Source organism: Pedobacter riviphilus (assembly GCF_014692875.1).
GTDB lineage: Bacteria > Bacteroidota > Bacteroidia > Sphingobacteriales > Sphingobacteriaceae > Pedobacter > Pedobacter riviphilus.
The window spans coordinates 77694-102050 of sequence record NZ_CP061171.1 but is presented as its reverse complement, the minus strand read 5'-3'; the positions used below and the strand labels follow the sequence as shown (position 1 = coordinate 102050).

Annotated in this window: 20 protein-coding genes; 4 read left to right on the top strand and 16 right to left on the bottom strand. The window is 39.8% G+C overall.

What is annotated here, in order from left to right; genetic code table 11:
* Positions 1-4 precede the first annotated feature (4 nt).
* Positions 5-1318 carry a hypothetical protein gene (locus tag H9N25_RS00465; protein ID WP_190327564.1) on the bottom strand — a complete coding sequence of 438 codons (1314 nt, stop codon included), beginning with the start codon at positions 1316-1318 and terminating at the stop codon, positions 5-7.
* 201 nt (positions 1319-1519) lie between these two features.
* On the opposite strand from H9N25_RS00465, the gene H9N25_RS00460 reads away from it, so the two are divergent.
* On the top strand, positions 1520-2608 hold the full coding sequence (locus tag H9N25_RS00460; protein ID WP_167292830.1) for a sensor histidine kinase: 1089 nt from the start codon (positions 1520-1522) through the stop codon (positions 2606-2608).
* Positions 2605-3282, top strand: coding sequence for a LytR/AlgR family response regulator transcription factor (locus tag H9N25_RS00455; protein WP_190327563.1), 678 nt, complete (start codon positions 2605-2607; stop codon positions 3280-3282). Before H9N25_RS00460 ends, H9N25_RS00455 begins: the two co-directional genes overlap by 4 nt.
* A 59-nt stretch (positions 3283-3341) precedes the next feature.
* Here H9N25_RS00455 and H9N25_RS00450 read toward each other — a convergent pair whose 3' ends face one another.
* The gene (locus H9N25_RS00450) at positions 3342-4628 is read right to left on the bottom strand and encodes an erythromycin esterase family protein (RefSeq protein WP_190327562.1); all 1287 of its coding nucleotides are present in this window, start codon (positions 4626-4628) and stop codon (positions 3342-3344) included.
* A gap of 181 nt (positions 4629-4809) precedes the next feature.
* Between H9N25_RS00450 and H9N25_RS00445 the strand changes: the two genes are divergently transcribed.
* Positions 4810-5865, top strand: a complete 1056-nt coding sequence (locus H9N25_RS00445; protein WP_169501890.1) for a sensor histidine kinase — start codon at positions 4810-4812, stop codon at positions 5863-5865.
* Positions 5862-6539 carry a LytR/AlgR family response regulator transcription factor gene (locus H9N25_RS00440; RefSeq protein ID WP_169501889.1) on the top strand — a complete coding sequence of 226 codons (678 nt, stop codon included), beginning with the start codon at positions 5862-5864 and terminating at the stop codon, positions 6537-6539. Before H9N25_RS00445 ends, H9N25_RS00440 begins: the two co-directional genes overlap by 4 nt.
* Before the next feature lie 262 nt (positions 6540-6801).
* Here the strand turns inward: H9N25_RS00440 and H9N25_RS00435 are convergent, their stop codons facing one another.
* The 14 genes from H9N25_RS00435 to H9N25_RS00370 form a co-directional block, all read right to left on the bottom strand.
* Complete coding sequence (locus H9N25_RS00435) at positions 6802-7947, bottom strand: AhpC/TSA family protein (RefSeq protein WP_167292825.1); 1146 nt, start codon at positions 7945-7947, stop codon at positions 6802-6804.
* Positions 7948-7971: 24 nt separating this feature from the next.
* On the bottom strand, positions 7972-8421 hold the full coding sequence (locus tag H9N25_RS00430) for a protein-disulfide reductase DsbD domain-containing protein (protein WP_167292824.1): 450 nt from the start codon (positions 8419-8421) through the stop codon (positions 7972-7974).
* Between the two features lie 7 nt (positions 8422-8428).
* Positions 8429-9676 carry a TlpA family protein disulfide reductase gene (locus H9N25_RS00425; protein WP_167292823.1) on the bottom strand — a complete coding sequence of 416 codons (1248 nt, stop codon included), beginning with the start codon at positions 9674-9676 and terminating at the stop codon, positions 8429-8431.
* A 59-nt stretch (positions 9677-9735) separates the two neighbouring features.
* Positions 9736-11196 carry a RagB/SusD family nutrient uptake outer membrane protein gene (locus tag H9N25_RS00420; protein ID WP_190327561.1) on the bottom strand — a complete coding sequence of 487 codons (1461 nt, stop codon included), beginning with the start codon at positions 11194-11196 and terminating at the stop codon, positions 9736-9738.
* A 15-nt stretch (positions 11197-11211) separates the two neighbouring features.
* Complete coding sequence (locus H9N25_RS00415; protein ID WP_190327560.1) at positions 11212-14802, bottom strand: SusC/RagA family TonB-linked outer membrane protein; 3591 nt, start codon at positions 14800-14802, stop codon at positions 11212-11214.
* A 199-nt stretch (positions 14803-15001) separates the two neighbouring features.
* A complete protein-coding gene (locus tag H9N25_RS00410) occupies positions 15002-16150 on the bottom strand; it encodes a FecR family protein (protein WP_167292820.1) in 1149 nt (382 codons plus the stop codon).
* 115 nt (positions 16151-16265) lie between these two features.
* Complete coding sequence (locus H9N25_RS00405; RefSeq protein WP_167292819.1) at positions 16266-16844, bottom strand: RNA polymerase sigma factor; 579 nt, start codon at positions 16842-16844, stop codon at positions 16266-16268.
* A 403-nt stretch (positions 16845-17247) separates the two neighbouring features.
* Positions 17248-18099: a helix-turn-helix domain-containing protein gene (locus H9N25_RS00400; protein ID WP_167292818.1), complete on the bottom strand. Its 852-nt coding sequence runs from the start codon at positions 18097-18099 to the stop codon at positions 17248-17250.
* Between the two features lie 116 nt (positions 18100-18215).
* Positions 18216-18704 carry a hypothetical protein gene (locus H9N25_RS00395; protein WP_190327559.1) on the bottom strand — a complete coding sequence of 163 codons (489 nt, stop codon included), beginning with the start codon at positions 18702-18704 and terminating at the stop codon, positions 18216-18218.
* A 183-nt stretch (positions 18705-18887) separates the two neighbouring features.
* A complete protein-coding gene (locus H9N25_RS00390; protein ID WP_223833519.1) occupies positions 18888-19418 on the bottom strand; it encodes a hypothetical protein in 531 nt (176 codons plus the stop codon).
* 10 nt (positions 19419-19428) lie between these two features.
* A complete protein-coding gene (locus H9N25_RS00385; protein ID WP_190327558.1) occupies positions 19429-20613 on the bottom strand; it encodes a chromate transporter in 1185 nt (394 codons plus the stop codon).
* 68 nt (positions 20614-20681) lie between these two features.
* Positions 20682-21533, bottom strand: coding sequence for a chromate resistance protein ChrB domain-containing protein (locus H9N25_RS00380; RefSeq protein WP_167292814.1), 852 nt, complete (start codon positions 21531-21533; stop codon positions 20682-20684).
* A 237-nt stretch (positions 21534-21770) separates the two neighbouring features.
* The gene (locus tag H9N25_RS00375) at positions 21771-22889 is read right to left on the bottom strand and encodes a Gfo/Idh/MocA family protein (protein WP_190327557.1); all 1119 of its coding nucleotides are present in this window, start codon (positions 22887-22889) and stop codon (positions 21771-21773) included.
* A 295-nt stretch (positions 22890-23184) separates the two neighbouring features.
* Positions 23185-24357 (bottom strand): efflux RND transporter periplasmic adaptor subunit, encoded by a 1173-nt coding sequence (locus H9N25_RS00370; protein WP_167292810.1) that lies wholly within the window; start codon positions 24355-24357, stop codon positions 23185-23187.

The window sequence follows — 24357 nt, the reverse complement described above, 5'->3', positions numbered from 1 at the left end:
TTTATTAGTCTATATTGATATGGTACATTAAAACGAACATCATTTTCCGGTCAGCTACTTTTAGCCCATCGCCTTGATCGGTATATATGGGCCTGCTTTGGGCATTAAAAACAAGTTTCGATGCATGGTCTTTTAACAGTAAGGTAAGTCCCAGATCATAACTGATCATGGGCTCGGAGAGACGCTCAAACCGGGAATACTGAAAACCCAATGCAGGCATCAATCTCAAGCTTTTCTTTTGCTGATTGAAATAAGGGAGGGTGAAACCAGATTGCAGATAAAAGCTGTGTCCGGTTCCTACAACCGGATAACTATTGCCCGCCCCATTGAAGGATGCTTTTTTATTATCCAGTCCATTCGAAATGTTGTTTATCCCCAGATTTCTGATGTAGCCAGGGCCATAATCATGAAGAAAAGCTGCTGAATAAAAATTAAATGATGTTCCTCGGCTCAAATTAATCGGAGTATCGAAGAAGATGTCTGCGCAAAAGAGTTTCATATCGTTTAGCAAAGTATCTGCAGATTTCAGGCTCCAGAGCAAATCTTTCTGGTATTCCATCCCTACGCCGAGGGCCAATACCTTTTTTTTCCCTAAATAACTTCCTGGAGAAGTAGGTGTACTGTTTTCCTTTTCAAAAAACTGCCATTTGAAATAGGATGAAAAGTTGGGTTTAACCTCCAGGTTATTAAAGGTAGAGATGTCTTGTAAAGGTTTTCCGGTAAAGGGCACATAAGTTTTGGCTATGATAAACCGGTAATCTAACTTTCCTAGCTGACCTTTGAAAAAAACATTCAGATTCCGTAGGGTAAGATCGGTTCTGTTTACGTTACCCAGTGTTATAAAAGGTACATCATACAATAAAGTAGCAGTTGGGCCAGAAGCAAAACGGGTAAACCCCTTCCAGTTAGATCGGCCTGCCCCTAAAGTAAATTTGTTGCTTAGTTTATATTCTCCGTAGGCATCAAGTAATTCAAAAGCACTTTCATTATCAGAAAGGTAGGTCAGGTTAGTTGTCCCTCCCTGAAAAACCATGGTAAGCCGATCCGTTGGCGCAACCACCATTTTCATGCGAAGCCTTCTTAAAGAAATGTCAGCGGTTGAATTTACGTTACTTTCATTTATCTTACTGCCGGGATTGAGCTCGGTATATCTTGCCCAAATCTGCGCATAACCTGAAAATGCTATAAAATGTGTTTTATCATCGTTCAAGTAATACTTTAGTGGCTTATTAGCCTTTTTTTCCTGAGCACTTACTGTTAACAGGCACCCCACAAAAAGGAAGATGACTAATGAGAATCTGGTAATTGATATGCTCATGCCGTCGTTTATAAAAAAAATAGGGATATTAGCCTTCATTTAATCTCAACTAGGCGGATTTTAATCCGTTGTATATATTTGGTTAATTCCGATACATAATTTGTAACGGGTTAATAAATATGCACCTATCTTAAGCTTAAAAAGATTTATATCAATAAACTACATGAATTATTAACAAACAACAATTGAAGCCCCTGATAAATGAATCTGCTGATCAACCTTATACTCCTGATTTTAGTGCTCAGGCTCTCTTTTGATAAAAAAGTGATGCATTTCTTAGTAAATGGTCGTTGGCCTGGATTAATTATCATTCAGCACATTGTTTTCTGGCTGGTATTCTTATCTGTGAGCGGTTACGTTTATCTGAACTTTTGGGACTTAAAAGAGGCAGCACTGCGGTTGTTATTTATGCTTTGTATTAACATCCCTGTTTATTTATTATGCTTTAGCGTTTTGGTGCCAGCGTATTACCAGACGAAGCGCTATGGAGAATATGTACGCTACATTGCCGCCATTTTTGTAATTTCAAGTTTGGTCAGGATACTAATTGAGCCTCAACTTTTCGGGGCGGAGATTGATGGCGGTTATCTTTTTATGATTTACCTGATGCAGATCATCATCATTTTAGTTCCCTCTATTCAAGGCATTTCAAAATACAAACTAATTGCTGAGCGTGAACTTGCAGAACTCAGCCTGAGAAAAAAAGAAGCAGATCTTGAACTGCTAAAATCAAAAATAAATCCTCACTTTTTGTTTAACACCTTAAATAATATCTATTCGCACAGTTATGCTACAGATGGAAGCTCGGCCAATTTAATTAAACAGTTAAGCCTTTTGATGCAGTATACCACATATGAGATTTCAAAAAACACCATACCGGTTGATAGGGAACTACAAATGATTATCGCCCTGAGCGGCCTCTATCAACTGAAACATGGCTCGGGGTTAGATATCGATCTATGTTTTCCTGATGATAATCTATTTGAAATTGTTGAGATCCCACCAACAATTTATCTCACGCTGTTTGAAAATGCCATCAAATATGCTGCTATGGGATCTGACAAGACGGCTAGAATTAAAGCATCAGTAAGCATTTCAGAAGTTAAACTGGAATTTTGCATTGAAAATTCAATCTCAAATAAAATAATCGACAATGATGATACCACCTATCGTGGCGTTGGCATGAAAGTGCTTGAAAATATTCTTGAAAACCATTATCAAAGTAATTATAACTTTGAGAGCAGTAACGACGGTAGTGTATATAAAGCAATTTTAAACATATATTTATGAAACCGATAAAGGCCATTTATGTTGATGATGAGGCTCCTGCTTTAGAACTCATCAAAAAATATTGTTTGGACATGCCCGAAATTGAACTCATGGATACCTTTTTAGATCCTACGGAAGCCCTGAATTATCTATTACTGGAATCTGTAGAACTACTAATCCTCGATATTGAGATGCCTGGCTTATCCGGAACAGACTTCCTGGCATTGGTTCCAAAAGGTAAACTCTGTATTTTCATCACTGCTGATCCGACCTATGCGGCCAGAGCCTTCGACATGGACGTTATCGACTACCTGGTTAAACCTGTTTTTCCTGACCGGTTCAAAAAAGCAGTTCAAAAGGCTATTGATTATTTGAAATTTTCGGCATCTGAGGTGGAGCAATCGTACCTGACATTTAAATCTGACTACAAGTTGAATAGAGTTTTATTAGATGATATACAATGGATTGAAGGATTTCGTGAATACATTAAAATTGTAACCAGGTTTAAGCAGTATCTTGTATTACAACGGCTTTCAGATTTCATGAATAAAAACGGCGAACTGGGATTTGTTCGCATTCACAAATCGTATATTGTAAGAAAAAAAGATATTGTCTCAATAAGCGCCCAAAGTGTTCAGGTAAAAAGCGGCAAGCAGTTACCCATTGGAAGAACGTATAAAGATTTGTTAAAATAAACCACTTAAAAGCGCCTACTTAGTGTATTTTGGGAGTAAAACATTACCTACCCAAAAAATCAAAACATTGTTGCCGCATGGCTTTGTTTAACGAAAAGAAAAGCGTCATATAACTCGGCTAAATTTACCTTATCGTACAAACTCACGCCGCTTTTTGTACCATAGCCTATAAATCGCTGTGGCTTGACCAGGTTATTTGGGTTAAAGGCCTTGGTAAAGAAATATACATTCGTTTTGGTCAATGTACCCAATAATTCTTCCCATGAACCTTTGATCGGCTCCTCAAGTTTATAGGGCAACATCACGGTGGTATTTACAGCGCGGGCATCGGTCGTTGCCCCAAATTCACCCATTGCCGTTCCTGTACCCAGAACGAAATAATTGTTGGGAAATAGTTTTAGCAGGTATTTTCCCGTTCCGCCAACAGAATTATCGTAAATCTCTTTTTTCCCAAGGTGAGCATCGTGTGCCCAGATAATCACTTTATCTTCCTTTCCTTTTATCATTAAAGCGGTATTGTGGGCCATGATGCTATCTCTCTGTACATATTTGGATTTTGGCTTAAACGGTTCAAACCCCTGTTTAAGATTGCTAATCGCCAATAGAAGATCAGATCTGAGGCTTGTTTCCATCTCTATTTTACTAACTTGCTGTTCCAGGGAATCGGCGGTGAAGTAACCTTGGCTACAATATTGGTTCAGCAATTTCCAATCTACCTTAAAATCTTTTCGGTTCATGCCAAACCAAGCCTCATCCTGAAAATGAGCAGCAACATTCAGGCGCTCAACTTCTTCGTAAAAACTGTTAATACCCGCTTTTTTAAGCAAAAGCGTAATCATATCAATATCGGGCTTTTGAACAGGGAAGTCTATACCGTTTACCGAAACCTTTTTTTTGTGACTTTTATTATATATCCTGATCCAATCCAGCAGCTCCTTTGTTTCTTTGTTCTGCCAGATTCCGATCATGTATTTTTTCATCAATGCCATAACATCAGTTGCCTGGTTTAACTGCTGGTTCATTAACCACATCTCGGCAACATCATTCTCGAAAGCAACATGATTAAATCCTTTTTCTTCAATCAATATCCTGCTGATGTAATACCTGAGTTTATAAAATTCTGCCGTTCCGTGTGTTCCTTCTCCAAGACCTACAATCTGCTTCGCCCCCATTTCGGCAATTAATGGTTTAACGGAGGCTTTAAACTTTTCATAGCTCTCAAGAGAGACGCTTTTCAGCGATTTTTTTTGGACAACAGTCAATTTCGAAACCGTGTCTTTTTGCTGAGCGAAAACGATCTGGCTGTTAAACGGAAGGATGACGGCCAGACAAATTATTAAGGTCATGTGTTTCATCATGTATTGTTTTATGAAGCAAAAGAATGAGCATTCGCCCGTGGCATGAAAAAAAATTCGACCACAGGCCTTCCTTGCACGATAAATTAACATATGCGTCTATTCGTCGTGCAAAACCTGAGGTTTATCGCAGGGGAAAAACTATTTCAACTATTTTAGCGATTTTTGAAAGGTGAACAAAAGAACAGCCTTCAACTTCTCAACCATATTCGAAATCCTGATTTGGGTATTCTATGTTACAATATATAAATATTCGTACCTGATCGAAAATTCGGGATTACAACGAATTCCAGGTAACGATTTCCCCTATCCAATGATCTGCCTGTTTGGAATTTGCAGCACATTACCCATTATTCCCTATTACCGGTGGGCGATTCCAAAACTGTTGCATCTAAGAAAATATATGGCCCTTATACTCATCACTGTAGTATACTTCATATTTATGACACCCTACATCAACATGTTCCTGTCATGGATTTTCAAACAATTCACCTATGGTAGTCCGGTGCATGCCTATTTTAATCGCCAGTACAATGGTTTCTTTTCAGATTGGAATCTGATCATGACCGATTCGATTGCCTTTTTAAGCATCGCCTTCTCGAGGTTCTCCTACGAAAATGAGATGATCCGCCACAAGGTAGAAACCGACCATTTGAAGCTCCAGTTAGGCTTGTTAAAGGCGCAGCTCCAGCCTCATTTTCTATTCAATACGTTAAACAGTCTATATGGCATGAGCCTAATACAATCTAAAGATACCTCTAGGTTTATTTTATTGCTGTCGCAAATGATGCAGTATATTTTGTATGATTGTAGCCGGGAGGAGGTTCCGCTAAGCGAAGAAGTTAATTTCCTAAAAGGATATTTTGAGATTGAGCAGAAAAAGTTTCCAGACGCTTCAATTCGGTTTAACGTCTCGGAAACCATACCCGATGTAAAAATGCCACCACTGCTATTTTTGCCTTTGGTAGAAAATGCGTTCAAACATGGCAAGCACAAACTGAAAAATAATGCTGGTGTTACAGCCGAGTTAATGGTAGATGAACAGGTTTTGTTCTTCAAAATAGAAAATGAGATGCTGCCGAGCCAACCCTTAAAAAGCAACAGGGGCGGTATAGGATTAGTGAATATTAGAAAAAGACTGGAGCTCTATTACCAAGGCAAACACCATCTCCAGATACAAGAATTGAACGGTATTTATACGGCGAACCTAAGCATAACCTTGAAATGAAGTGCGTAATTTTAGATGATGAGCCATTTGCACATGATGTGCTGAAACATTATATCGCGCAAACTCCCGGAATGACGCTGGTAGCACAGTTCAGAAATGCAGTTGAAGCATTTGAATATTTGGAAAGCCATCAAATTGATTTGCTTTTTTTAGACATCGAAATGCCGCTTATCAACGGCATCAGTTTTCTGAAAGCACTAAAACATAGGCCCAGTACCATTTTTACAACTGCCTTTAAAGATTATGCATTCGAAGGTTTCGAGCTGGGTGTGGCCGACTATCTTCTAAAACCTTTTTCATACGAAAGATTTATAAAGGCTATTGACAAGCTTTCGCCAAGAAGTGAACCAAACAGCGCCTTTGAAGATCAGCTGGTCATCAGGGTAAAGGATAGCTATCTCACAATCAAACAACGAGACATCAGGTTAATTGAAGGAAATAAAGACTATATAAAAATCATCACTACTACCGAAACGTATTTACTCTACCATACACTGAAGGGAATTTTAGACAAGTTAAACCAGAAATATTTCATCCAATCACACCGTTCTTACTTGGTCAATAAGCTAGTAATTGCTCGCATAGTGAGGGACAGTCTAGTTCTCAACGACCAGCAGTTTATTCCTATCGGGCAAGCTTATAAAAAGCAGTTGATGGAAAAGTTAGGTATTTAGTTTCGGGATCAGAAAGTTAGCAACCAACCAGCATTGCAAAAATAAACGCACATTTTTAATATCGAAGAAAGCGTTCTCTTTGTTTAATAGATTTCCCCATAAATATTAATACTATTCATGGGGAAATAATACGAGTATAACGGTAAGATTGTGTTTAAACATCAATAGGAAAGCCGTAAATGTGTCTTTTATTGAAAACGGACCAAACCAACAAAAAAACAACACAACAAACTCATTATCAATAATTTAATACATATCAATCCTATTTAACGGGATTACCAAGCATTTCCGTAAGTTTAAGCTCAAGCCCCTTTCCGACTAAAGTTTTACCAACAATTTTACCGCTGGGATCAATCAGGAAATTTTGTGGTATTGCGCGTACACCATACAGTTTAGCTGCTGTATTATCAAAGCTCTGCAGATCTGAAAGTTGCAGCCATGGCAGGCCATCATTTTTTATAGCAGCCAGCCAAAGGTCTTTAGCGTTAGCCTTATCCAGTGAAACACCTACAATCGTAAAGTTCTGATCTTTAAACTTATTATAAATTTTTATAAGGTTTGGATTTTCCGCTCTACAGGGTCCGCACCACGACGCCCAAAAATCTAATAAAACATACTTTCCTTTTAAAGATGAAAGTTTAAACAGCTTACCTTCAGTATCAGCCATTTCAAAATCAGGTGCGTTTTGACCAATTTCAGTAGCTTTCATCTGTTCTAAGGCTTTAGCAAAACTTTTGCCATCGGCGCTATTCTTTATCTTATCAGAAAAGCCGTCAAATAAAGGTTTAACTTCAGCGTATTCTGAATCATATGCTATTTTTGACATTAGATCCAATGCAAGATCAGAGTTGGGATGGCTTTTTACAAATTTTATATAAGCGTCATTTGTTAATTTACTATACCTCTTTTTGAATGCTTCCAGTTTTTCCTCAAAATTGGAAGTGTTATTAGCGTTGGTTTTCCCGTCCATGATACTCCTGTCATCAGGAGACATTTTGGAGAATTCAGTATCTACAATAGCATTAAATTCGGTATAATCGTTATTTGAAGGTGTGCCGGTAACTTTTAGGCCATTGGTAATATTGCCTTTTGTAGCAACCGTGATATTACCAGGCTCTATAATTACGATACCCCGTTCAAGACTTTTTTCCTTTCCAACAGCTTTAGAATCAAAAATCAGATCAGCATAAACGGGTGAAGGTGTGGCTGTTCCGGTAAACTTAAAAATCCCATTTTTCAATGTAACAGAATCTGTTATGTCTTTACCGTTTATATTATACTGTAAGTAAGCTTTTACAGGGGCATTAAATGTTCCGTATTTACCTGATATCGTAAATTTATTTTTCGCGTCCTGTGCAAAAGCACTCAATTGAATTATTGATAAAGCGACGATCACTAATTTTTTCATGTTGTTATTTTATAGTTCTGGATATTAAATTACGTTAACGGTAAATTCGACTTCATCTGTAGGAAGGCACATTTTATCGTTACATACCATAAACTCTACTTTCCCTTTTACCGCGGCTTTTTTACCGGTTAACTTGACTTTTTGCTGAAAAATGACTGCATTTTCGAAAAAGCCGACTTCCATCATAAACGTGGGTTCCAAACGCATAATCGCATGAGGTTCTTTTGTAGCTCCTATCAGGCTATAGGTATTGGATTTTTCAAAAGTAAATTTAGTTGGTTGTGGACCACCCTTTTCGACATATTGTGAATATAAGTGCCAGCCTTTTTCCAAGGTGGCTTTTACGAATACAACTGCTTCATTTTTACCCGTTTTCTTTGCAGCATAACTCCACTTTATGGGATGATAAATTTGCCCGAATCCTTTCAGTGTAAAAAATGAGCAGATGAACAAAAGAATGAGATTTTTTTTCATATTGTTATTAATTATTGTTGGCGGCATGCTTTTTAGTAATCTCTATCATTGCTTTAACTTCATAGTATTCGCGATCTGTTGAGCCAGCGTAACCAATTCCGTCCATTCTTATTATTCCTTTAGGATCGATGATAAACTTATGTGGTGTACCTTTCGCACCAATTGCTTTATAGAATGCCATTTCAGGATCTCTTAATACATCTAAAGTCAGCTTAGATTTATCAACATATTGCTGCTGGGTTTCCTTATCTTCTGCTATTCCTGCTACGAATAACTGAAATGGTTCATTTTTATAGTCTGCAACAATTCTTTCGAAAGCAGGGAAGCAGGCTTTGCAGGGCGTACAGGTTGTACTCCAAAAATCAACTACCAGGATTTTTCCCTTGTAATCAGACACTTTAAATTCCTGCCCATTTAATTTAGTGATGGCAACTGTTGGTGCGGGTTTGCCAATTGGATCCCACTTACTTTCGAGTTCTTTATAATAGCGCTGATAGGCCTCATCTTGCAATGAAGCAACATATTTTGTAGCATTATCTTCTCCATTTACTTTTGCATAGATGGTTTTAAGGATAGCTAAAAGTTTGGGATTGGATTCTGCATCTTTAACGGAAACGGTAAGTGTATCAATCGCCTTTTGGGTTTGGCCGTTTGCATCTAAAATGAACGCATAACGACTGATAAAATTTGGCTTTGAATCTTTAAAATAATTCATGTTCCTCATTTTAGCATCTTTAAGCGCTTCATTAATCTTTGCTAATGCGGCACTTTTATCACCATTTATACAATCTATTGTTGCTGAAATTTCCAATAAGACTTCGTGTGCGTGTTCGAAATCATCTTTACGTAAACCGTTTTCAATATCTTTAAGATATTGTTTGGAAGTTACATCCATCCATGCTAGGTTTTTTTTGTCATCTAACCACTTTTCAAGAATGTTGGTTAGCTCAAACAATGATAGACCATCTTTAACAGACTGATCATATTGTTTGAACTTATCAAAATTTTCCTCATGAAGCCAGTTGATGGCTATTGCTCCCCTGATACGGTCGTAAAGTTTTCTATTTTTCTCCGTTTCAGGTATCTTTTTAATTAAGTCCTTATAAAATTTCTCCTGATCCTGTGCTTTATCAATAAGGGTAAACTCGTCATACTTTTCAGCCAAAGGATTAGGCTGTTGTGCCTGAGCTCCGAAACCGATCATCAGCCCCAGAACTACAGTCGCAATACATTTTTTTAAATTGTTGATTTTCATAACTGACATTTGATATATGATATAATAGCGGCTAGCAGGGATGCTAGCCGAAAGAAAGGTTATTGATTGTCTACTAATCCTCGATTCTGGTTGATCATGAGGCTTCCAAATTTCATCGCATAGCGCTTCGGCGTTAACGTATAAGTTTTTAAAACATTGCCGTCAGAATCCAGGAGGTAGTGGTTAGGATTGATATGATCTTTATAGATCGGATCTACTGAAAGACGACGCATATCCAACCACCGCAAGCCTGAAAGCGCAAACTCCCTAATGCGTTCATCTAAAATAAATCTAACCATGGCCTGTTGATCCGAAACTACGTTTGAAGGCAGGGCCACAGCTGAGGCGGGCATTCTTTTTGACCGTAAAGCTTCAACATCTGCCTTTGCTCCGTTCAGATCATTTCCCCGCGCCTTTATTTCTGCACGCATTAAATACATTTCGGGTAGAGATGGTCCTATGTCTAGAAAGAAATTGGGATAACGACGAACTTTTTTAGGATAAATCAGGTCGCCAAATAACTCGGTGTCTGAATAAAGCAGCAATCGTTTATCATCATCACTATAAAGACTTGCTACCTGAGGGCTAAAAACAGGGCAATCAGCAAAGTTGAAATTCCAGACAGTGGTAGAAATATTATAAATGACCTGGCTGTTGTTTGCTGCAAGGGGAAGGTTACTTAACGCCCCCAGGAAGTTGAGTGGAAACCAGGAACCAGCCGCATTTTCATCTAAAACAACGTTGTAATCATAAAGGGAGAGTGGTATGGTTGATTTAGATAACTCTGCAAAAGCACCGTCAATATGTGTTTTAGACGAAGTAAAATCAAGCATATTCATATATACTCTCGTAAGAAAAAATTCAGCAGCCATTTTTGATAACCTTCTGCGGTGCGTAACCGGCCCGAGGTCTGGAAAGGCTTCTGTTAAATCTTTTATGATTGCAGTATAACATTCCTTTACAGTTGCACGGGTAAACGATGTTTGGGTAACATCGGCGGCAGTGATGAGCGGTATGCCCAAATCAGTTGAAGCTGAAGCAGGATTATAAGGCAAAGAAAAGTCATTTAAAAAGGCCAGATTGCAAATAGCCCTACCAACTTTTGCTTCAGCCAATAACTGCTTTTTCTGCTGATCACTTCCCTGTGTTGATCCCATTACCTCGTTGATGATCTTATTAAAAAGGTAAAGCTTTTGAATATAACCCGTGGGAGCCGTTATTTCCTGCGGAAGTTCGTTCTGCTCGTAAACCATATCTTCATACCGGAACAAACGTTGAACGCGTAAAGGCACGCTTTCAAGATAATTATTTTGCAGGGCCACGTCATCTCCAAGGTATATAGAAGCAGAAACGGTGTTTTGCAAAAACAAACCATTTAAAATCTGTTCGTAATCGTTTGTTGTTTTTGCAATCAGTGATCCTTTGGGCTGTATTTCCAAAAAATCTTTTTTGCAGGAGCCAGCCAAAAGCATGGTGCAGGCAACCAGTGTTATTAAAAAGTATTTCGTTGTGAGTTTCATAACTGTTAATTCTATTTAAAGTGTGATATGGGCCCCTAATGTTATTGTTCCTTGCCCTGTACGCAGGTTTCTTATCGCTCCGGTGTTGCCGGCGGTTTGAGTTGCACCAACATTTCCTAAAGACTGGAACTCTGGATCGATCCCTAAATCATTGGCTTTCCATAACATTAAGTTGGAAACCTGTGCCCTGAATGTTATAGATTGTGCATGCAGTTTTTTGATTAGCCCACCCCTAACATCATAGGCTAATGTGATGTCGCGGATCTTCGCGAAGGAAGCATTAAACACGTTGCTATTTGCATAAGTATAATAGTTCGTATTTCTATTCCCACTAACCGCACTTGTGGCAGCATATCGAGGGATATCGGTCTTGTTCTCGTCTCCGGCTACTTTCCAACGGTTGGCAAATTCGCTGGTCATGTAATTTAAATAAGGTACGCCTGACCAAAATGTATTTACATCGCGAAACATTACGTTTCCACCGTTATAAATAATATTGATGCCCAATGTGACATTTTTATAGCGGAAATTGTTAGAAAAACCACCGCTGTAAACAGGTTGTGAACTTCCCATGTATACTACATCTTGAGCAGTAGTTGCTGTCGGATTTGAAGTAACCGTTCCATCAGCCAGTTTGACCTGGGGATCTCCGGAAGCATTTAAACCCGCATAATCATAGGCAAATACCACAAAAGAAGGATAACCATCCAAGAACCTGGTACTGATCATGCCTGGCCCGGTAGTGATGGGCGTAGCATTTGCAAGCCGCGATATCTTATTTTTATTATAACCTAAGGTAAATGAAGTGGTCCAGGTGAAATTGTTATTGCTGATGTTTAGCGAACCAAGCGAGATATCTAAACCCTTGTTTTGCAAATCGCCAAAGTTCCCGATCACAGAGGCAAAGCCCGTAAGCGGTGCGGTTGTCAGGTTACCGATCAAATCATTTGTTTTCCGGATATAACCGTCTATCGAACCGAACAATATGCCATTCAGGATTTCAAAATCCAGACCCAGGTTATAGTTTTTGGTGAGTTCCCAGGTAAGTTTTTTGTTTGCGGGTGCATTGATGATCAGGCCAACGCCGTTTGGATAATTGACATTTGTTTCGGCACGTAAAATATCCCATGATGCTGCAGTACCTGGAGTGGGTGCATTACCTGTGATACCGTAGGTAAACCTAAGATCTAAACGGCTTAACCAATTTACGGGCTTCATAAATTCCTCTCTTCCAAGTGCCCATTTACCCCCAACGCTCCACACCGGTCTGTTCTGAGCCGATTGGTCAAAGCCAAACAAATTGCTTCTATCAATACGGATACTGCTGTTTAGCGTGTATTTCCGGTCGAATGTATAACCTAAATTGGCAAAATAAGAGGATGTCCTGCTGATTACACCTTCGCCACCGGTTACATTATTAGCTAATGTCCTTGTTCCGCCTGCTACCGTTCCGGTGATACCTTCACCTAATAATTGATAATTTATAGGTCTTGCTACCTGAAGCTGATCATCCCATCCCCTATAGATGGTCGTTGTTGAAAGCGGAGAGTTACTGGTTGCTTCCTGTCCTGCCATAATGGTCAACTGATGTTTATCAAGCCAGGTATGATCATACAAAAACTGGTTTCTGATTGTCCAGCTTTTGAGCAGTTCATCAGTAGCAGTTAACCGGCCCCCAAAAGCCGGGACATTATAGATAGGGGTACTGTTAAGCGTAGGCGCCTGGGTAAATGTCATTACTTCGTCTCTTACCGCATAACTGTTCTGATCCAGCTGCACGCGATTTTTAAAAGAATTAATGTTATAACCGAATGTTCCTTCATAACGGAGGCCTTTTATAAGCTCCAGTGTCACACCCGCCACAACTCTTGTAGATAATGCATTACCTTTGGTGTATCCATTCTCTATCTCCTGTAAAGGGGAATAATCCAGATTAATACGGCTTCTTGCCTGATAATCTTTACGTAGATCATCGCTATAATTACCCATATGATTGACTATTAATGGATTTCCTGCGGGATCAGCAAATAACTGGTAAGGCACCAGATCCAAACTTGGAACGGTTATATTATTACTCCTGGTAACCCTGTTGGTGAGATCGGTGATGAGGTAAACCTGGAGGCGTTTGTTGAACTTAAAGTCTTGGCGCAGGTTGATTTTGTACTGGTCGTCTGTCTGGCCCGGAGTATTATTAACCGTTCCAATATAATTAGCAGAACCATAAAATGAATGTGTTTTACCACCACCGGATACAGATAAGGTATGGTTAGTAGTTGCTGCCTGTCTGTAGAAATACTTTTTAAGCTGATCGCTGTTATCTATTCCCGCTAAACTATCGAGTTTTGCATTAGCCTGGGCCTGGGTTATTAAGCCTCTGCTTGCATCATACTGTGCCTGCAAATGAGGTGTAACAGGGGCAATTAATTGAACAGAATTATAGGAATTACTGCCCACATATTGTGGAAATAGCTCCTTTGCTGTAGCAATAAACTGGCCGCTGTTCATCTTCTGGATATAGCTCAGATCAGGCATGCCCTGAAAATTATGATACCCGTCATAATCAATTTTCAACTTTTCGTCGGCAGTGCCTTTTTTTGTGGTAATCACAATTACGCCATTAGCCGCTTTAGCACCCCATATAGAGGAGGAGGTTGCATCTTTAAGTACGGTGATATCTGCAACATCCTGCATGTTGATGTTTTGAATAAAATTATCGGGAACCTGTACCCCATCTAAAACCACAAGCGGACCTCTGTTGGAATTGATTGATGATAAACCACGTATCAAAAAGGGATTGTTACCTGCATCGGGAGCATTGTTCACGGCTAAACCAGGTACCAATCCATCCAACCTTTGCAATACATTTGTGCTGCTTGATCTATCGTTCATAACCGACAGGCTGGGCTTTGAAAATGAGCCTGCGCTTCTTTCCCTCGAGAGCGTTTGATATCCTGTTGAGAAGGTAACATTTACCGATTCAAGATCATTGGCAGCAAATTCAAGCGGAATGGTTCCCATATCCGGCGATGCATTTATCTCCTTAACTGCATATCCAACATAGGAGATCATTAAAACAGCATCACTGGCAATACCTGCTAAACGAAATGAGCCATCGGCACCTGTTTGTGTGGAGATTGCGCTGTTTTTAACTTTAACGGTGGCGCCCAGCAGTGGCTGTTTTAGCACATTTACAACAACACCTTTTACATCTATCAAGCCCGGGGGGCTTACTGTTGCTGTGTTTGGTTTAGTGAAGATCAAAATCGCCCTATTTTCTTTATCAATGCTATAGGAAAGATTTGTTTGAGCAAGTATTTGTTTAAGTGCCGCTTCTAAAGGCGCATTGGTAAGACTCACATTAACAGTTTTGTTCTTCTCCTCCGTATCAGTCCAAACTGAACTATACCCTGTTTGTGATCGGATCTCCCTAAACACCTTTACTAAAGAGATTTTCTTTTGATTAATTGTGATATTTTGTGCTAAACCTGATGCGCTTACATGTAACAGCGAGATCAGTAGCAGGAAAAAAGTTGGCTTGGTAAGCCTAAAAACTTTGTGGACGCAGCGTGGAAGCTGCATAAAATCTGTCGTAGAAATTTTATACATTTACATTCTTTTAAATCGTGAATTACCTAGTAAGAAACGTTCATTTCCGATCTGATCGGAAAGATTTAAGAGTTTGGAAAGGGGTGTTCCAGCACTCCTTTTCCTCTTTTAAGTGATGGCAATTAGTTACTTTTCATGTGGTTTGGTTTAGTTAAGTTTGGTTTGGTAGTTGATCATAAATCAGTTCATTAATATTAGGTTATGGTGCAAAACGCACAACTTTGATTGTTCTTCCATTCACATTAAAGCGCACCTTTTTGGTCATTTCCAAAATCCGCAGCACATTTTTGATCTCGCCGTAGCGGGTTATGGTAGCCAAGACCGGAATGTGTTTTAGGGCTTCGTTTTGGTATTCAACCTTTACATCGTACCACAAGGCAATTTTATTCATGGCACTTTCCATCGATTCGTCGAACATAAAATACCCATCTTTCCAGGCAGTCATCTCCTCAACGTCTACATCGTTAACCGATATTTTATTTTTACTAAATAACGCCTGCTGACCGGGCTTTATCTTTTTAAATTGACCGTTCGATTCGACTTCAATAGCTCCCTCCAATAAAGTGGCGGCAACATGGCCCTTATTAGAAATGCTGTTTACATTAAAACTGGTTCCCAAATCCCGAACAATCCCTGCAGCTGTTTTAACGGCAAACGGTGCATTTGTCATATGCTTTACCTCAAAATATGCTTCACCATATAGAAGTTCGACATCACGTCTGTTACTGGCAAATTTTTCAGGAAATCTGATCGCACTAAAAGCATTGAGCCAAATTTTCGTGCCGTCGCTCAGGTTAACCTGATAAACCCCACCCCTTGGAGTCCGAAGGGTATCATAGGCAATTTTTGCAGGTAATGTATTTATACCATTGGTGTAAGTTAATGATCCGTTGGAATGCTGTTGCACTATCAAATCGGTATTTGGCATCTCAATTTTTTGAAAGCCGCTACCCAGTAATATTTTTTTCCCATTTGCCATGAGAAGTTCAGCTTTGTTACCGCCAGGCCTAATATCTGTGTAGACCATATTTTGGGTACTGGTGATTTTTTTAGAAGTAAGGAATAAGTAGGTAACTGTAACGATACCAATTAAAATAGACGCAGCGATAGAGATATATTTTAAAGAGTATTTACTGCGCTTTGTTAAGATCGCATTGAGGATTTCCCGTGAATCTCCTTCTGAAAGTTCAATGTCAGATTCATAATCCTTCCACGCGCTGTTCAAAAGATCATCGAGCTGTTTGGGTTCTAATGTATCCAGCTGACTAAATAACTGATCCCGTTCCTCTTTATCACATTCACCCTTTAGATATTTTGCTAATAAAGCTGTTATTGTATCATTTGACATAAACCTAATTTAAAAATCAACGCAATTTTAGCGTGTTTTTAAAGGTAAGACGACAGAATAGTCAAAATGTGCAAGAGAAAATTATTTTTTTATTTTATTTTTTGCACTTCTAAAATTAGAAGCGAAAAAACATCATGAAAAGCAGCAAAAAAAGGCCTGCTTTTAGCGCAATGAGCGCATTTCTGAAATGGCTCCGAATCGTTGCAACAGAAAGATTTAGTTTTTTTGCAATTTCAGAATACTCTTCCCCTTCCAAATGCCTTAGCTCATAGACTACGCGCTGCTGCTTTGGCAGATTTTTTAAAGCTTGTTCGAATTTCGATTGGATTTCTGTGGCTTTCATATCCTCGAATGGATTGCTGGCCATGTGCTCATCAGAAATCAGGCGAAGATCGGAAACAGCTATTAACTCACGCGATTTTCGCTTCAAGTGATCAAGAGCAGCATTTTTGGCCATACGGTAGACAAAAGCATTGAAATTTTCTACATGATGGGTATTATGACGTGTGTTCCAAATTTTTAGAAAAACATCCTGAACGATATCTTTTGCAATCTCGCTGGATTCTGTTATCCTAAAAATAAAGCCGTAGAGTTTATCTTTATAGCCGTAAAAAAGAGAAGCAAAAGCCTCCTCATCATCCAATAATAGGCGACGAAGTAATTCCAGCTCTTTTTCACGTGTTAACTTTGACATCCTGATGCACACCTATCGCCAGAAATCGTGATTAAATCACAAATATTTATCAGGCTAAACTTGGGGTTTTATTAAATTAATTTGTTAAAATTATCTTAATATTTAATAAAAATATAAAAATTTTAGAATAAAAAAGAATGCGAAACATTTGGATAAACCAGTATACCTTCTCCCGTTCATCAAATCGCTAATACAATGAAAAGCAAAACTTTATAGTCTATTTGTTTCTGGTTTCTCCAACGGGCTTCTCAATGCTGTAAAAAACAACAACTTTAACCAACAAGGAATTAAACCATTACATTAATGGCCTGGTAGGCTATGAAAAACGATATGGGCAAGCAGATCAGGCCTTTTGTGTGCTTTTCAAGAAAAATATTGGCATCGCTGTCTAAGTGCCGCAGCCTTAGCGCTGCTGGCGTTCCCGAAAATCGCTAGGTGTACACTTATACCTATGGCGAAAGCTTTTGGTAAAATTGGCCAAATCATTATAGCCACAATTAAAAGCAATATCTTTAATCCTCTCCTTTGAAATTAACAGCATTTCGGCAGCTTTTTCGAGTCTTTTGGTTTTGATGTAATTGGCTGGCGTATCGTTATAATGTCTGGCAAATTCGCGTTTAAAAGACGATAAACTCAAATTATTAAGCTGTGCCAGGGCATCGATACTGAGCTGGGCGAACAGATTGGCCTCAATAATTTGCTTAAAGGTATAGATAGTAGGCGAAAAAAGCTGTGCAAATATGGTTTGTATGGCCCGGGCATTAGCAGTCTGGGCCAGAAGCAGGATAATTTCCTTTAGCTTTAAAACCAGTATATCTTCGTTAACCAGTGCCGGATGCTGAAAATAAAACAGCAAGCCTTCGATATATTTTTCGATTAAAAAATTGTTGTTTAAAATTTCGACACTTTTGTTCGAAACCATCCGACCGGGTGCTTGAAGTATGACCGGCATCTCTCGATCGTAAATCCGCTTTAAAATATCGGGATGAAAATTAACGATCATAATTTCGTTAATATCCCCTCTACTTAAGCTACTGATGGTTTTGCTGGCTTGTATACAATTTAAAAACAAAGCATGTTTATGTGGTATATTTACCCGGTCTCCGTCGCGGTGATATTGCATTTCGCCCTGTAACATGTACAAAAAGCAGGCATTATCGGTAATAGGGAAATCGAAGGTAAAAGGCGCCTTTATCCTGATATTTTGGATAATGGATTTACCAAACAAATCGTATTTTTTATGGTCGATAATCATATTAAAAAACCTTCGGCTATAAAAATAGAAAAACTAATGCAGGGTTTGGCTTTTAAACACCGCGCATTAGTCTATTAATTATAAAAACTTAAATGATGCAAAAAGCATTATGCCTTTTAATTCAATTTAGTTATCCTGCGTTGTTTAATATACTGGTAAACAGCACCTGCAATAAATGCAATTAAAAGCACCAGCAGGGTTTTGGCAATTAGTGGATCGTCAGGGCCTTTGGCCAACGGATGCCCCAGCGGTACGCGGGTAAAGGTTTCGTTTACGGTAGGGATGAGTGAGAGAAAGAAACTGAGAGAGAGTAAAAAATTCTCCACATAGCGGGCTTTATTACTGGTGCTTCGCTTTACCGAGAGCCAAAAAGCGACCACCACCAAAATAAAAATGAATACCGAGAAAATATGCCCCGCATTAAAACCACCGTGTTTGGAGATCCCTAATGCTGTTAAAGCCGTAACGGTAGTGGTATAAAAGTATATTTTACCACTAAGATGCGTTAAATCAATTTTGCCAAAGCGTACAAATGAAATGATTGCCGCTACAATGGCCACTATACCAATGATGGTATGAAAAATTCCTAAACCTGATAGTCCCATAGTCTTTTTTGTTGAGTATCTAATTGTTGTTTACAAAAGTGGCTATAGTAAAGTTAAGGGATTTTGTTTATTCGTTCAATTATTTGGTAATCCTGTTCAAAATGATCGGGTGTGTTGTTAACAGCCTAAAGCAATGGCCAGACACTGGCACTGGTTTAACCCAGTACCAGTGAATCTTAGATATTAAAATCCAACGCCTACTTGCAGCCCTGCGCCTAACGATGCCGGTTGGCCGTTGCCGAACCGGAACGGAACCGGAACGGCTGCATATAAGTTAATATTCTTTCCCTTCAATAAAATCTGATTAACAACTGGTGTAAAACCAAACCTGCCGCTGGTCTCGAAAGCTGCCCTAGCAATAAATGTGAAACCGTGACTAAAGCGAAACATTGCACCGGGGTGAAAAAGCACTGAATTTACTTTTGAAATGCCATTCTCTATTCGGATGGAAGGTACCAATTCAAAGCTAACGCCAAAATGTTCGCTTTTTAAGATGTTTATGCCAAAGGGAAAACCTATGGTATATACTTTTGAAAAATTATCGGCAAAACCTTGTTTGCTCCAGCTGCCTATCGGGTTGAGTATAGCCACGTAGCCTGTTACCTTTGGGTATGGAGAAGATTGTTGCGCATTTGCAGAAAACATTGATGATGCAGTAACACAAACTGTTAACAGAAGCATGCGGATGATTAAATTGGTATTCGTTTTTAACATGATAACTTGTTTAGATAAATTTAATAAGCAAACCGATTATCGCAGCCGCAGCTACAATATAGGGTTCCTGGATTTTTTTAATATAAATTAGTGCGAGTACAGCCCCAATGGCAATAGCGGCTGTTGCGATATCAGTAATGGACCGCAAGCCGATAACGATTACCGACCCTACCAGTGCCCCAATCACTGCTGCTGTTATACCCTGTACAAAAGCTTTTATACTCACATTCCTGGCAATCTTTTTAAATGATGGCGCAAGGGCTACAGTAAAAAGGTAGCAGGGCAGAAATGTGGCCAGTGCGGCTACACATGCACCAGGAAAGCCTGCAACCAGATAGCCAATAAAGCCAACAGTAATTACAACCGGCCCCGGAGTAATCATGGCTACTGCTACCGAATCTACAAACTGATGTTCTGTGAGCCAGCCAAACTCCTTTACCACCCCACCGTGTAGAAATGGTACAATAGCAAGGCCACTCCCAAAAACAAACGCACCCGCCTTGGCAAAAAACCAACCGATCTCTTGTAATGTCTTACTGTCATAATTCCAAAATCCTGTACTTATAAAAATACCAGCAGGAAGTGATGAAGATTTCTTTAACCATCTAGGAGGTGCCTTTATCACCATATAAAACAGTCCGCAAGCTAAAAAGAGTAATATCTCTTCTCTTTCGGTAATTACGGTAATCCCTATTCCCAACACATAAAATATCCATAGGAGCCAGTTCGAACGGATTGCTGAAAGCTCCAGTTTACTAATGGATTTAATGGTAAGTTTATAGGCGCTTACTGCGATAATTCCAATTACTGCGGCTCCAACCCCATAGAAAACGGCCTGCATCCAGGCCAGTCCACCATAGAGTTGGTATACCATTCCGAGGATAACCACCATAATAAAAGAAGGGAGCACAAAGGCAAGTCCGCTTAGCGTTGCGCCCAGAAAACCATAGTGTACAAAACCGATATAAATACCCAGTTGCGCGGCCAGTGGGCCTGGCGCAAGTTGAGCCAGTGCCAGTCCCTCTTTGTATTCCTCTTCGCTGATCCACTTTTTATCCTCAACAAGGTCGCGTTGCATGTAGCCTACCAAAGCCACCGGCCCGCCAAAGCCCCAGGTACCGAGTTTTAGAAAGTAGAATACTATTTGTTTAAGCGAGTAGGCGATGTTTTGATCAGCCTTCTTTTGATGCGTCATTGCTTTTAAGTGATTTTTTAAACCACAATATTAGCCAATGGAAATACGCAAAAATTGAACGGAATTAACTATTTTGTATCCTTTTTACCTTTGAGCAATTTTTTTCTGAATGCAGAGGGATTTTCACCGGTCTGTTTCTTGAAAATCCGGTTGAAATGGCTCTGATCTGAAAAACCTGTGAGGTATGCAATCTCCGTTAATGAATAAGATACCGTTTCCATCAGGCTAATTGCCTTATCGATGCGCATCTTACGGATGTAATCGCCAAAAGAAAGGTTATCAAAATATCTTGAGAACTCACGTGAAAGGTATGCAGGGCTGATCTCAAGCGAATCAGAGGCTTGCTGCAGGCTCATGCTCATATTAGTGTCCAGCTGATCCTGAATCATCTCCCGCAATTCCCTGGTCCATTCTGGAGCCTTTTTTTCACTGGATTTTAAATACTTATTGTACACTTCGAGCAATAGCTGCTCAACAGGTGATTGCGTATGCCGCTGATCATGCAGGTGCCTGGCCCAGGTATATAATCCATCATAAACCTTCATACCAAGTTCGAGTAGTTCCTGGTCATTGGTTATATTTCTGGAAAGCCCCAGAAAGATAGCAGAAAGTCCGGCTGCCTGAGGCGCAAAGTCAAGCCTATCCGTATCGGCACCACGAATAATTGCTGCCATACGGTCGAGCGCTTCATCCCTGATCTGGTGCTTTTTTAAAAAATAATCAAATGTACAGCGATCTTCATAATGGCTGTATTCTACCCCGGGAAGGTCGAAAGGAATAGCATCAAGTTCATCAGCCAAAATTAAAACCCGTTCAAAGGGCACGTAGATGATCTCTGCTCCAGGATCTATAAATCTCTTGATCAGCCACGGACAGGCTATCCGGTCAATTTTTGGTCTTTCCCTGGTAATCCACTTCATGGTAGGAACAATATAGTCATGCTTACAAAGTTAATTGTTAGCAACCAGAATACCTGTTGATTGTTTCATGAACGCTAATAATTATTTGCCTGAAGTTTGTATATGGCGACTCTTCAAATGGCCTTTCTTTTTTACAAGCTTGCTTTTCTGCTAAGGCCCTTGCAATGTGGCTGCACTAAAACAGGTTTTGAAGCTATTTCGCCCGGACTTAGTTAAACCCGCTTTAAAACCATTTGGCTAAGCCATTAATTTGATCTTTTTCCCTGTTTTTACAGCCTCATAAATGGCATCTATAATTTTAAGATCTTTCAAACCTTCCTCGCCGTTTACAGGAACAATTGGTTTCTTATCTTCAAAAATAATAGCTGCGAATTCATCCATTTGTACAGTTTGATGCGTAGTTATGGGCTGCGTGAGTTCACCTTTATGTGTTCTCCCTTTGATCGGGCCATAACCGGTAGAAGGTTGCATTTCTGCAAAGCCCTTGTCGCCACTCATAAAAAATCTATCCAGGTAATTGATGTTATAACTTGATAAGCAGGAAGCAACTGCACCGCTCGGGAAACCCAATTGAAATTGTATGGTTTCATCGACACCTTCTTTAAACTTTACAGGATCAGTCTTGGTTTCCTGAGCTGTCACCCAAACCGGCTCTTCGCCTACCATATATCTTGCCCCATTAATCGCATAGATTCCAATATCCATCATTGATCCGCCGCCTGCAAGCGCTTTGTTTAATCGCCACTGCTTAGGATCACCTATTTTAAAACCACATTGTCCCTGGAAAAACATAATCTTACCGAATTCGCCCGCATTTCTCATCCGGATCACCTCGAGCGTACGGGGTTCAAAATGCATCCTATAGCCAACCAGTAACTTTACATTCGCTTTTTTACAAGCATCAACCATCTCCTGGGCCTCTTTGGCATTCAATGCCATCGGTTTCTCACATATGGCGTGCTTTCCGGCTTTTGCTACACGGATAACCTGATTATGGTGCAGTGCATTTGGCGTAACCACGTAAATCGCATCTATATCCGGATTATTTTTCACCTCATCGAAGTTGTCGTAGTGATAACAATTCTTTTCCGGAATGTTGTACTTTGTTTGCCATTCTTTAATTTTTGAAGGCGTACCACTGATTACGCCTACCAGTTTCGCCTTGGTACAGGCCTTCATCGCCTCCGCTACCCGGGTGCCGTATCCACCCAAACCCATTATGGCTACATTAAGTACCCTGCCTTCGTAAGGTTGTTCAACCTCGTCGGGAGCGTTCGCAAATGCCGATAGTGAACCCAATTGCAGCATCAATACTGATGCACCCATTTTTTGTAGAAAGTCTCTTCTGGTATTCATATTCGTCTTATGGTTATGTACCTTATCCAGCAAAATCATTAAGCAATATACGTGATCTCACATTTTTTTCAGTTAATGGATTGATTTTCTTTATGATATGCAACAACAATCTCTCACGTTTAGTTTTCAAGATATGATTTTTGGCCTCGTCAGAACAATAAGATTATTACGCAATTACCTTAAAAATCTCGTGAATCCATCTCTCCGTAGAGTTAAGCAGCGACGCTACGGAGAGATGAAATATTGTTGAGTTTGGAAACTCAACCTGATTCTTATACTACAATCTTGCTCGATTTTAATGTCCCTCACCCTCTTCTTCGGCATTTTTCACCTTGCTTAACAGATCGTAAGCTCCCTTTACCACTACCTTTACATCACCGATCTGCTCTGCAAAAGAAACCTGCGTATAACCATTCTCTGCAACGCCTGTTTTTACTTCCGTCATCCTGTATCGGTAAGTGTTGCTGCCCTTACTATCGGGCTGATCTATAAAGACGAACTTTTTGCCTTCAAATTCAACAATTGCCGCATCAGGCAAAGCTTCTACCTTGTTCATACCACTTTCTACATAAGCCCTAAGGTACATGCCCGGAAGCAGCTGTGTATCCTCCTTATCCAGGTGGCAGTGAATTTGCACGGTACGCTCTTTACTAATTTCCCGGCCGATGAGATAAACCGTAGCCATGCGTTCCTTTTCCTCGTTGGCCAGTACAAAGCGGACTTTCTGCCCCAGCTTAAGCTTGGGTACATCTTTTTCAAATACCGTAAGCTCTGCATGAAGGTGCTCGGTATCGGCAATTTTGAACAATACATCAGTGGTGCTGGCAAAGGCACCGATATTGGTGTTAACCTGTGTTACGTAACCCGACATCGGCGCATAGAGGTTAAAGGTTTTCTGGATCTGCCCTTTTTCCAGTGCCGAAAAACTGATATTCAGTAAAGAAAGTTTTGAGCGTTGCCCCAGCAATCTTGCACTTACACTCTGGTATTCGCTCCTTGCTTTCTGAAGTGCTTTTTTAGAGTTTACGTTTTCCTTTGCCAATTCTTCCTGGCGGTCGAGTTCCTGCTTTAAAAACTGCAGCTGGCTTTTATAGTCGAGATAATCTTGTTGCATCTGAATAAATTCGGGATTCTGCATTACAGCTACGAGCGCCCCTTTGGCTACCCGTTTTCCCTGCAGCATGTTGGTACTTTTTACAATCCCTTCCAGCGGCGTAGAAATGGATACCAGGCTTTGCGGGGGAAGATCGAGCACGCCGTTTACTTTTGTTGTTCCGCTTAATTCCTTCAGCTCAATATCTCCCAGGGTAATTTCTGATAGCTTATGCTGCTCTGCGGTAAGGGTTACGATATCGCTCTTTTCGTGAACAGCCTCTTTTTCGGGTTCTTTTTCCGACTTAGGACTGCTACAGCCAGCCAAATAAAACGGGAAAGATATCAGGATAAAATATTTATATATGGATCTCAT

What these genes read in the sequence shown, in the direction of transcription:
- H9N25_RS00465 (WP_190327564.1), bottom strand. Translation starts at nt 1,318, where the DNA reads ATGAGCATATCAATTACCAGATTCTCATTAGTCATCTTCCTTTTTGTG.
- H9N25_RS00460 (WP_167292830.1), top strand. Translation starts at nt 1,520, where the DNA reads ATGAATCTGCTGATCAACCTTATACTCCTGATTTTAGTGCTCAGGCTC.
- H9N25_RS00455 (WP_190327563.1), top strand. Translation starts at nt 2,605, where the DNA reads ATGAAACCGATAAAGGCCATTTATGTTGATGATGAGGCTCCTGCTTTA.
- H9N25_RS00450 (WP_190327562.1), bottom strand. Translation starts at nt 4,628, where the DNA reads ATGACCTTAATAATTTGTCTGGCCGTCATCCTTCCGTTTAACAGCCAG.
- H9N25_RS00440 (WP_169501889.1), top strand. Translation starts at nt 5,862, where the DNA reads ATGAAGTGCGTAATTTTAGATGATGAGCCATTTGCACATGATGTGCTG.
- H9N25_RS00435 (WP_167292825.1), bottom strand. Translation starts at nt 7,947, where the DNA reads ATGAAAAAATTAGTGATCGTCGCTTTATCAATAATTCAATTGAGTGCT.
- H9N25_RS00430 (WP_167292824.1), bottom strand. Translation starts at nt 8,421, where the DNA reads ATGAAAAAAAATCTCATTCTTTTGTTCATCTGCTCATTTTTTACACTG.
- H9N25_RS00425 (WP_167292823.1), bottom strand. Translation starts at nt 9,676, where the DNA reads ATGAAAATCAACAATTTAAAAAAATGTATTGCGACTGTAGTTCTGGGG.
- H9N25_RS00420 (WP_190327561.1), bottom strand. Translation starts at nt 11,196, where the DNA reads ATGAAACTCACAACGAAATACTTTTTAATAACACTGGTTGCCTGCACC.
- H9N25_RS00415 (WP_190327560.1), bottom strand. Translation starts at nt 14,802, where the DNA reads ATGTATAAAATTTCTACGACAGATTTTATGCAGCTTCCACGCTGCGTC.
- H9N25_RS00410 (WP_167292820.1), bottom strand. Translation starts at nt 16,150, where the DNA reads ATGTCAAATGATACAATAACAGCTTTATTAGCAAAATATCTAAAGGGT.
- H9N25_RS00405 (WP_167292819.1), bottom strand. Translation starts at nt 16,844, where the DNA reads ATGTCAAAGTTAACACGTGAAAAAGAGCTGGAATTACTTCGTCGCCTA.
- H9N25_RS00400 (WP_167292818.1), bottom strand. Translation starts at nt 18,099, where the DNA reads ATGATTATCGACCATAAAAAATACGATTTGTTTGGTAAATCCATTATC.
- H9N25_RS00395 (WP_190327559.1), bottom strand. Translation starts at nt 18,704, where the DNA reads ATGGGACTATCAGGTTTAGGAATTTTTCATACCATCATTGGTATAGTG.
- H9N25_RS00390 (WP_223833519.1), bottom strand. Translation starts at nt 19,418, where the DNA reads ATGTTAAAAACGAATACCAATTTAATCATCCGCATGCTTCTGTTAACA.
- H9N25_RS00385 (WP_190327558.1), bottom strand. Translation starts at nt 20,613, where the DNA reads ATGACGCATCAAAAGAAGGCTGATCAAAACATCGCCTACTCGCTTAAA.
- H9N25_RS00380 (WP_167292814.1), bottom strand. Translation starts at nt 21,533, where the DNA reads ATGAAGTGGATTACCAGGGAAAGACCAAAAATTGACCGGATAGCCTGT.
- H9N25_RS00375 (WP_190327557.1), bottom strand. Translation starts at nt 22,889, where the DNA reads ATGAATACCAGAAGAGACTTTCTACAAAAAATGGGTGCATCAGTATTG.
- H9N25_RS00370 (WP_167292810.1), bottom strand. Translation starts at nt 24,357, where the DNA reads ATGAGATCCATATATAAATATTTTATCCTGATATCTTTCCCGTTTTAT.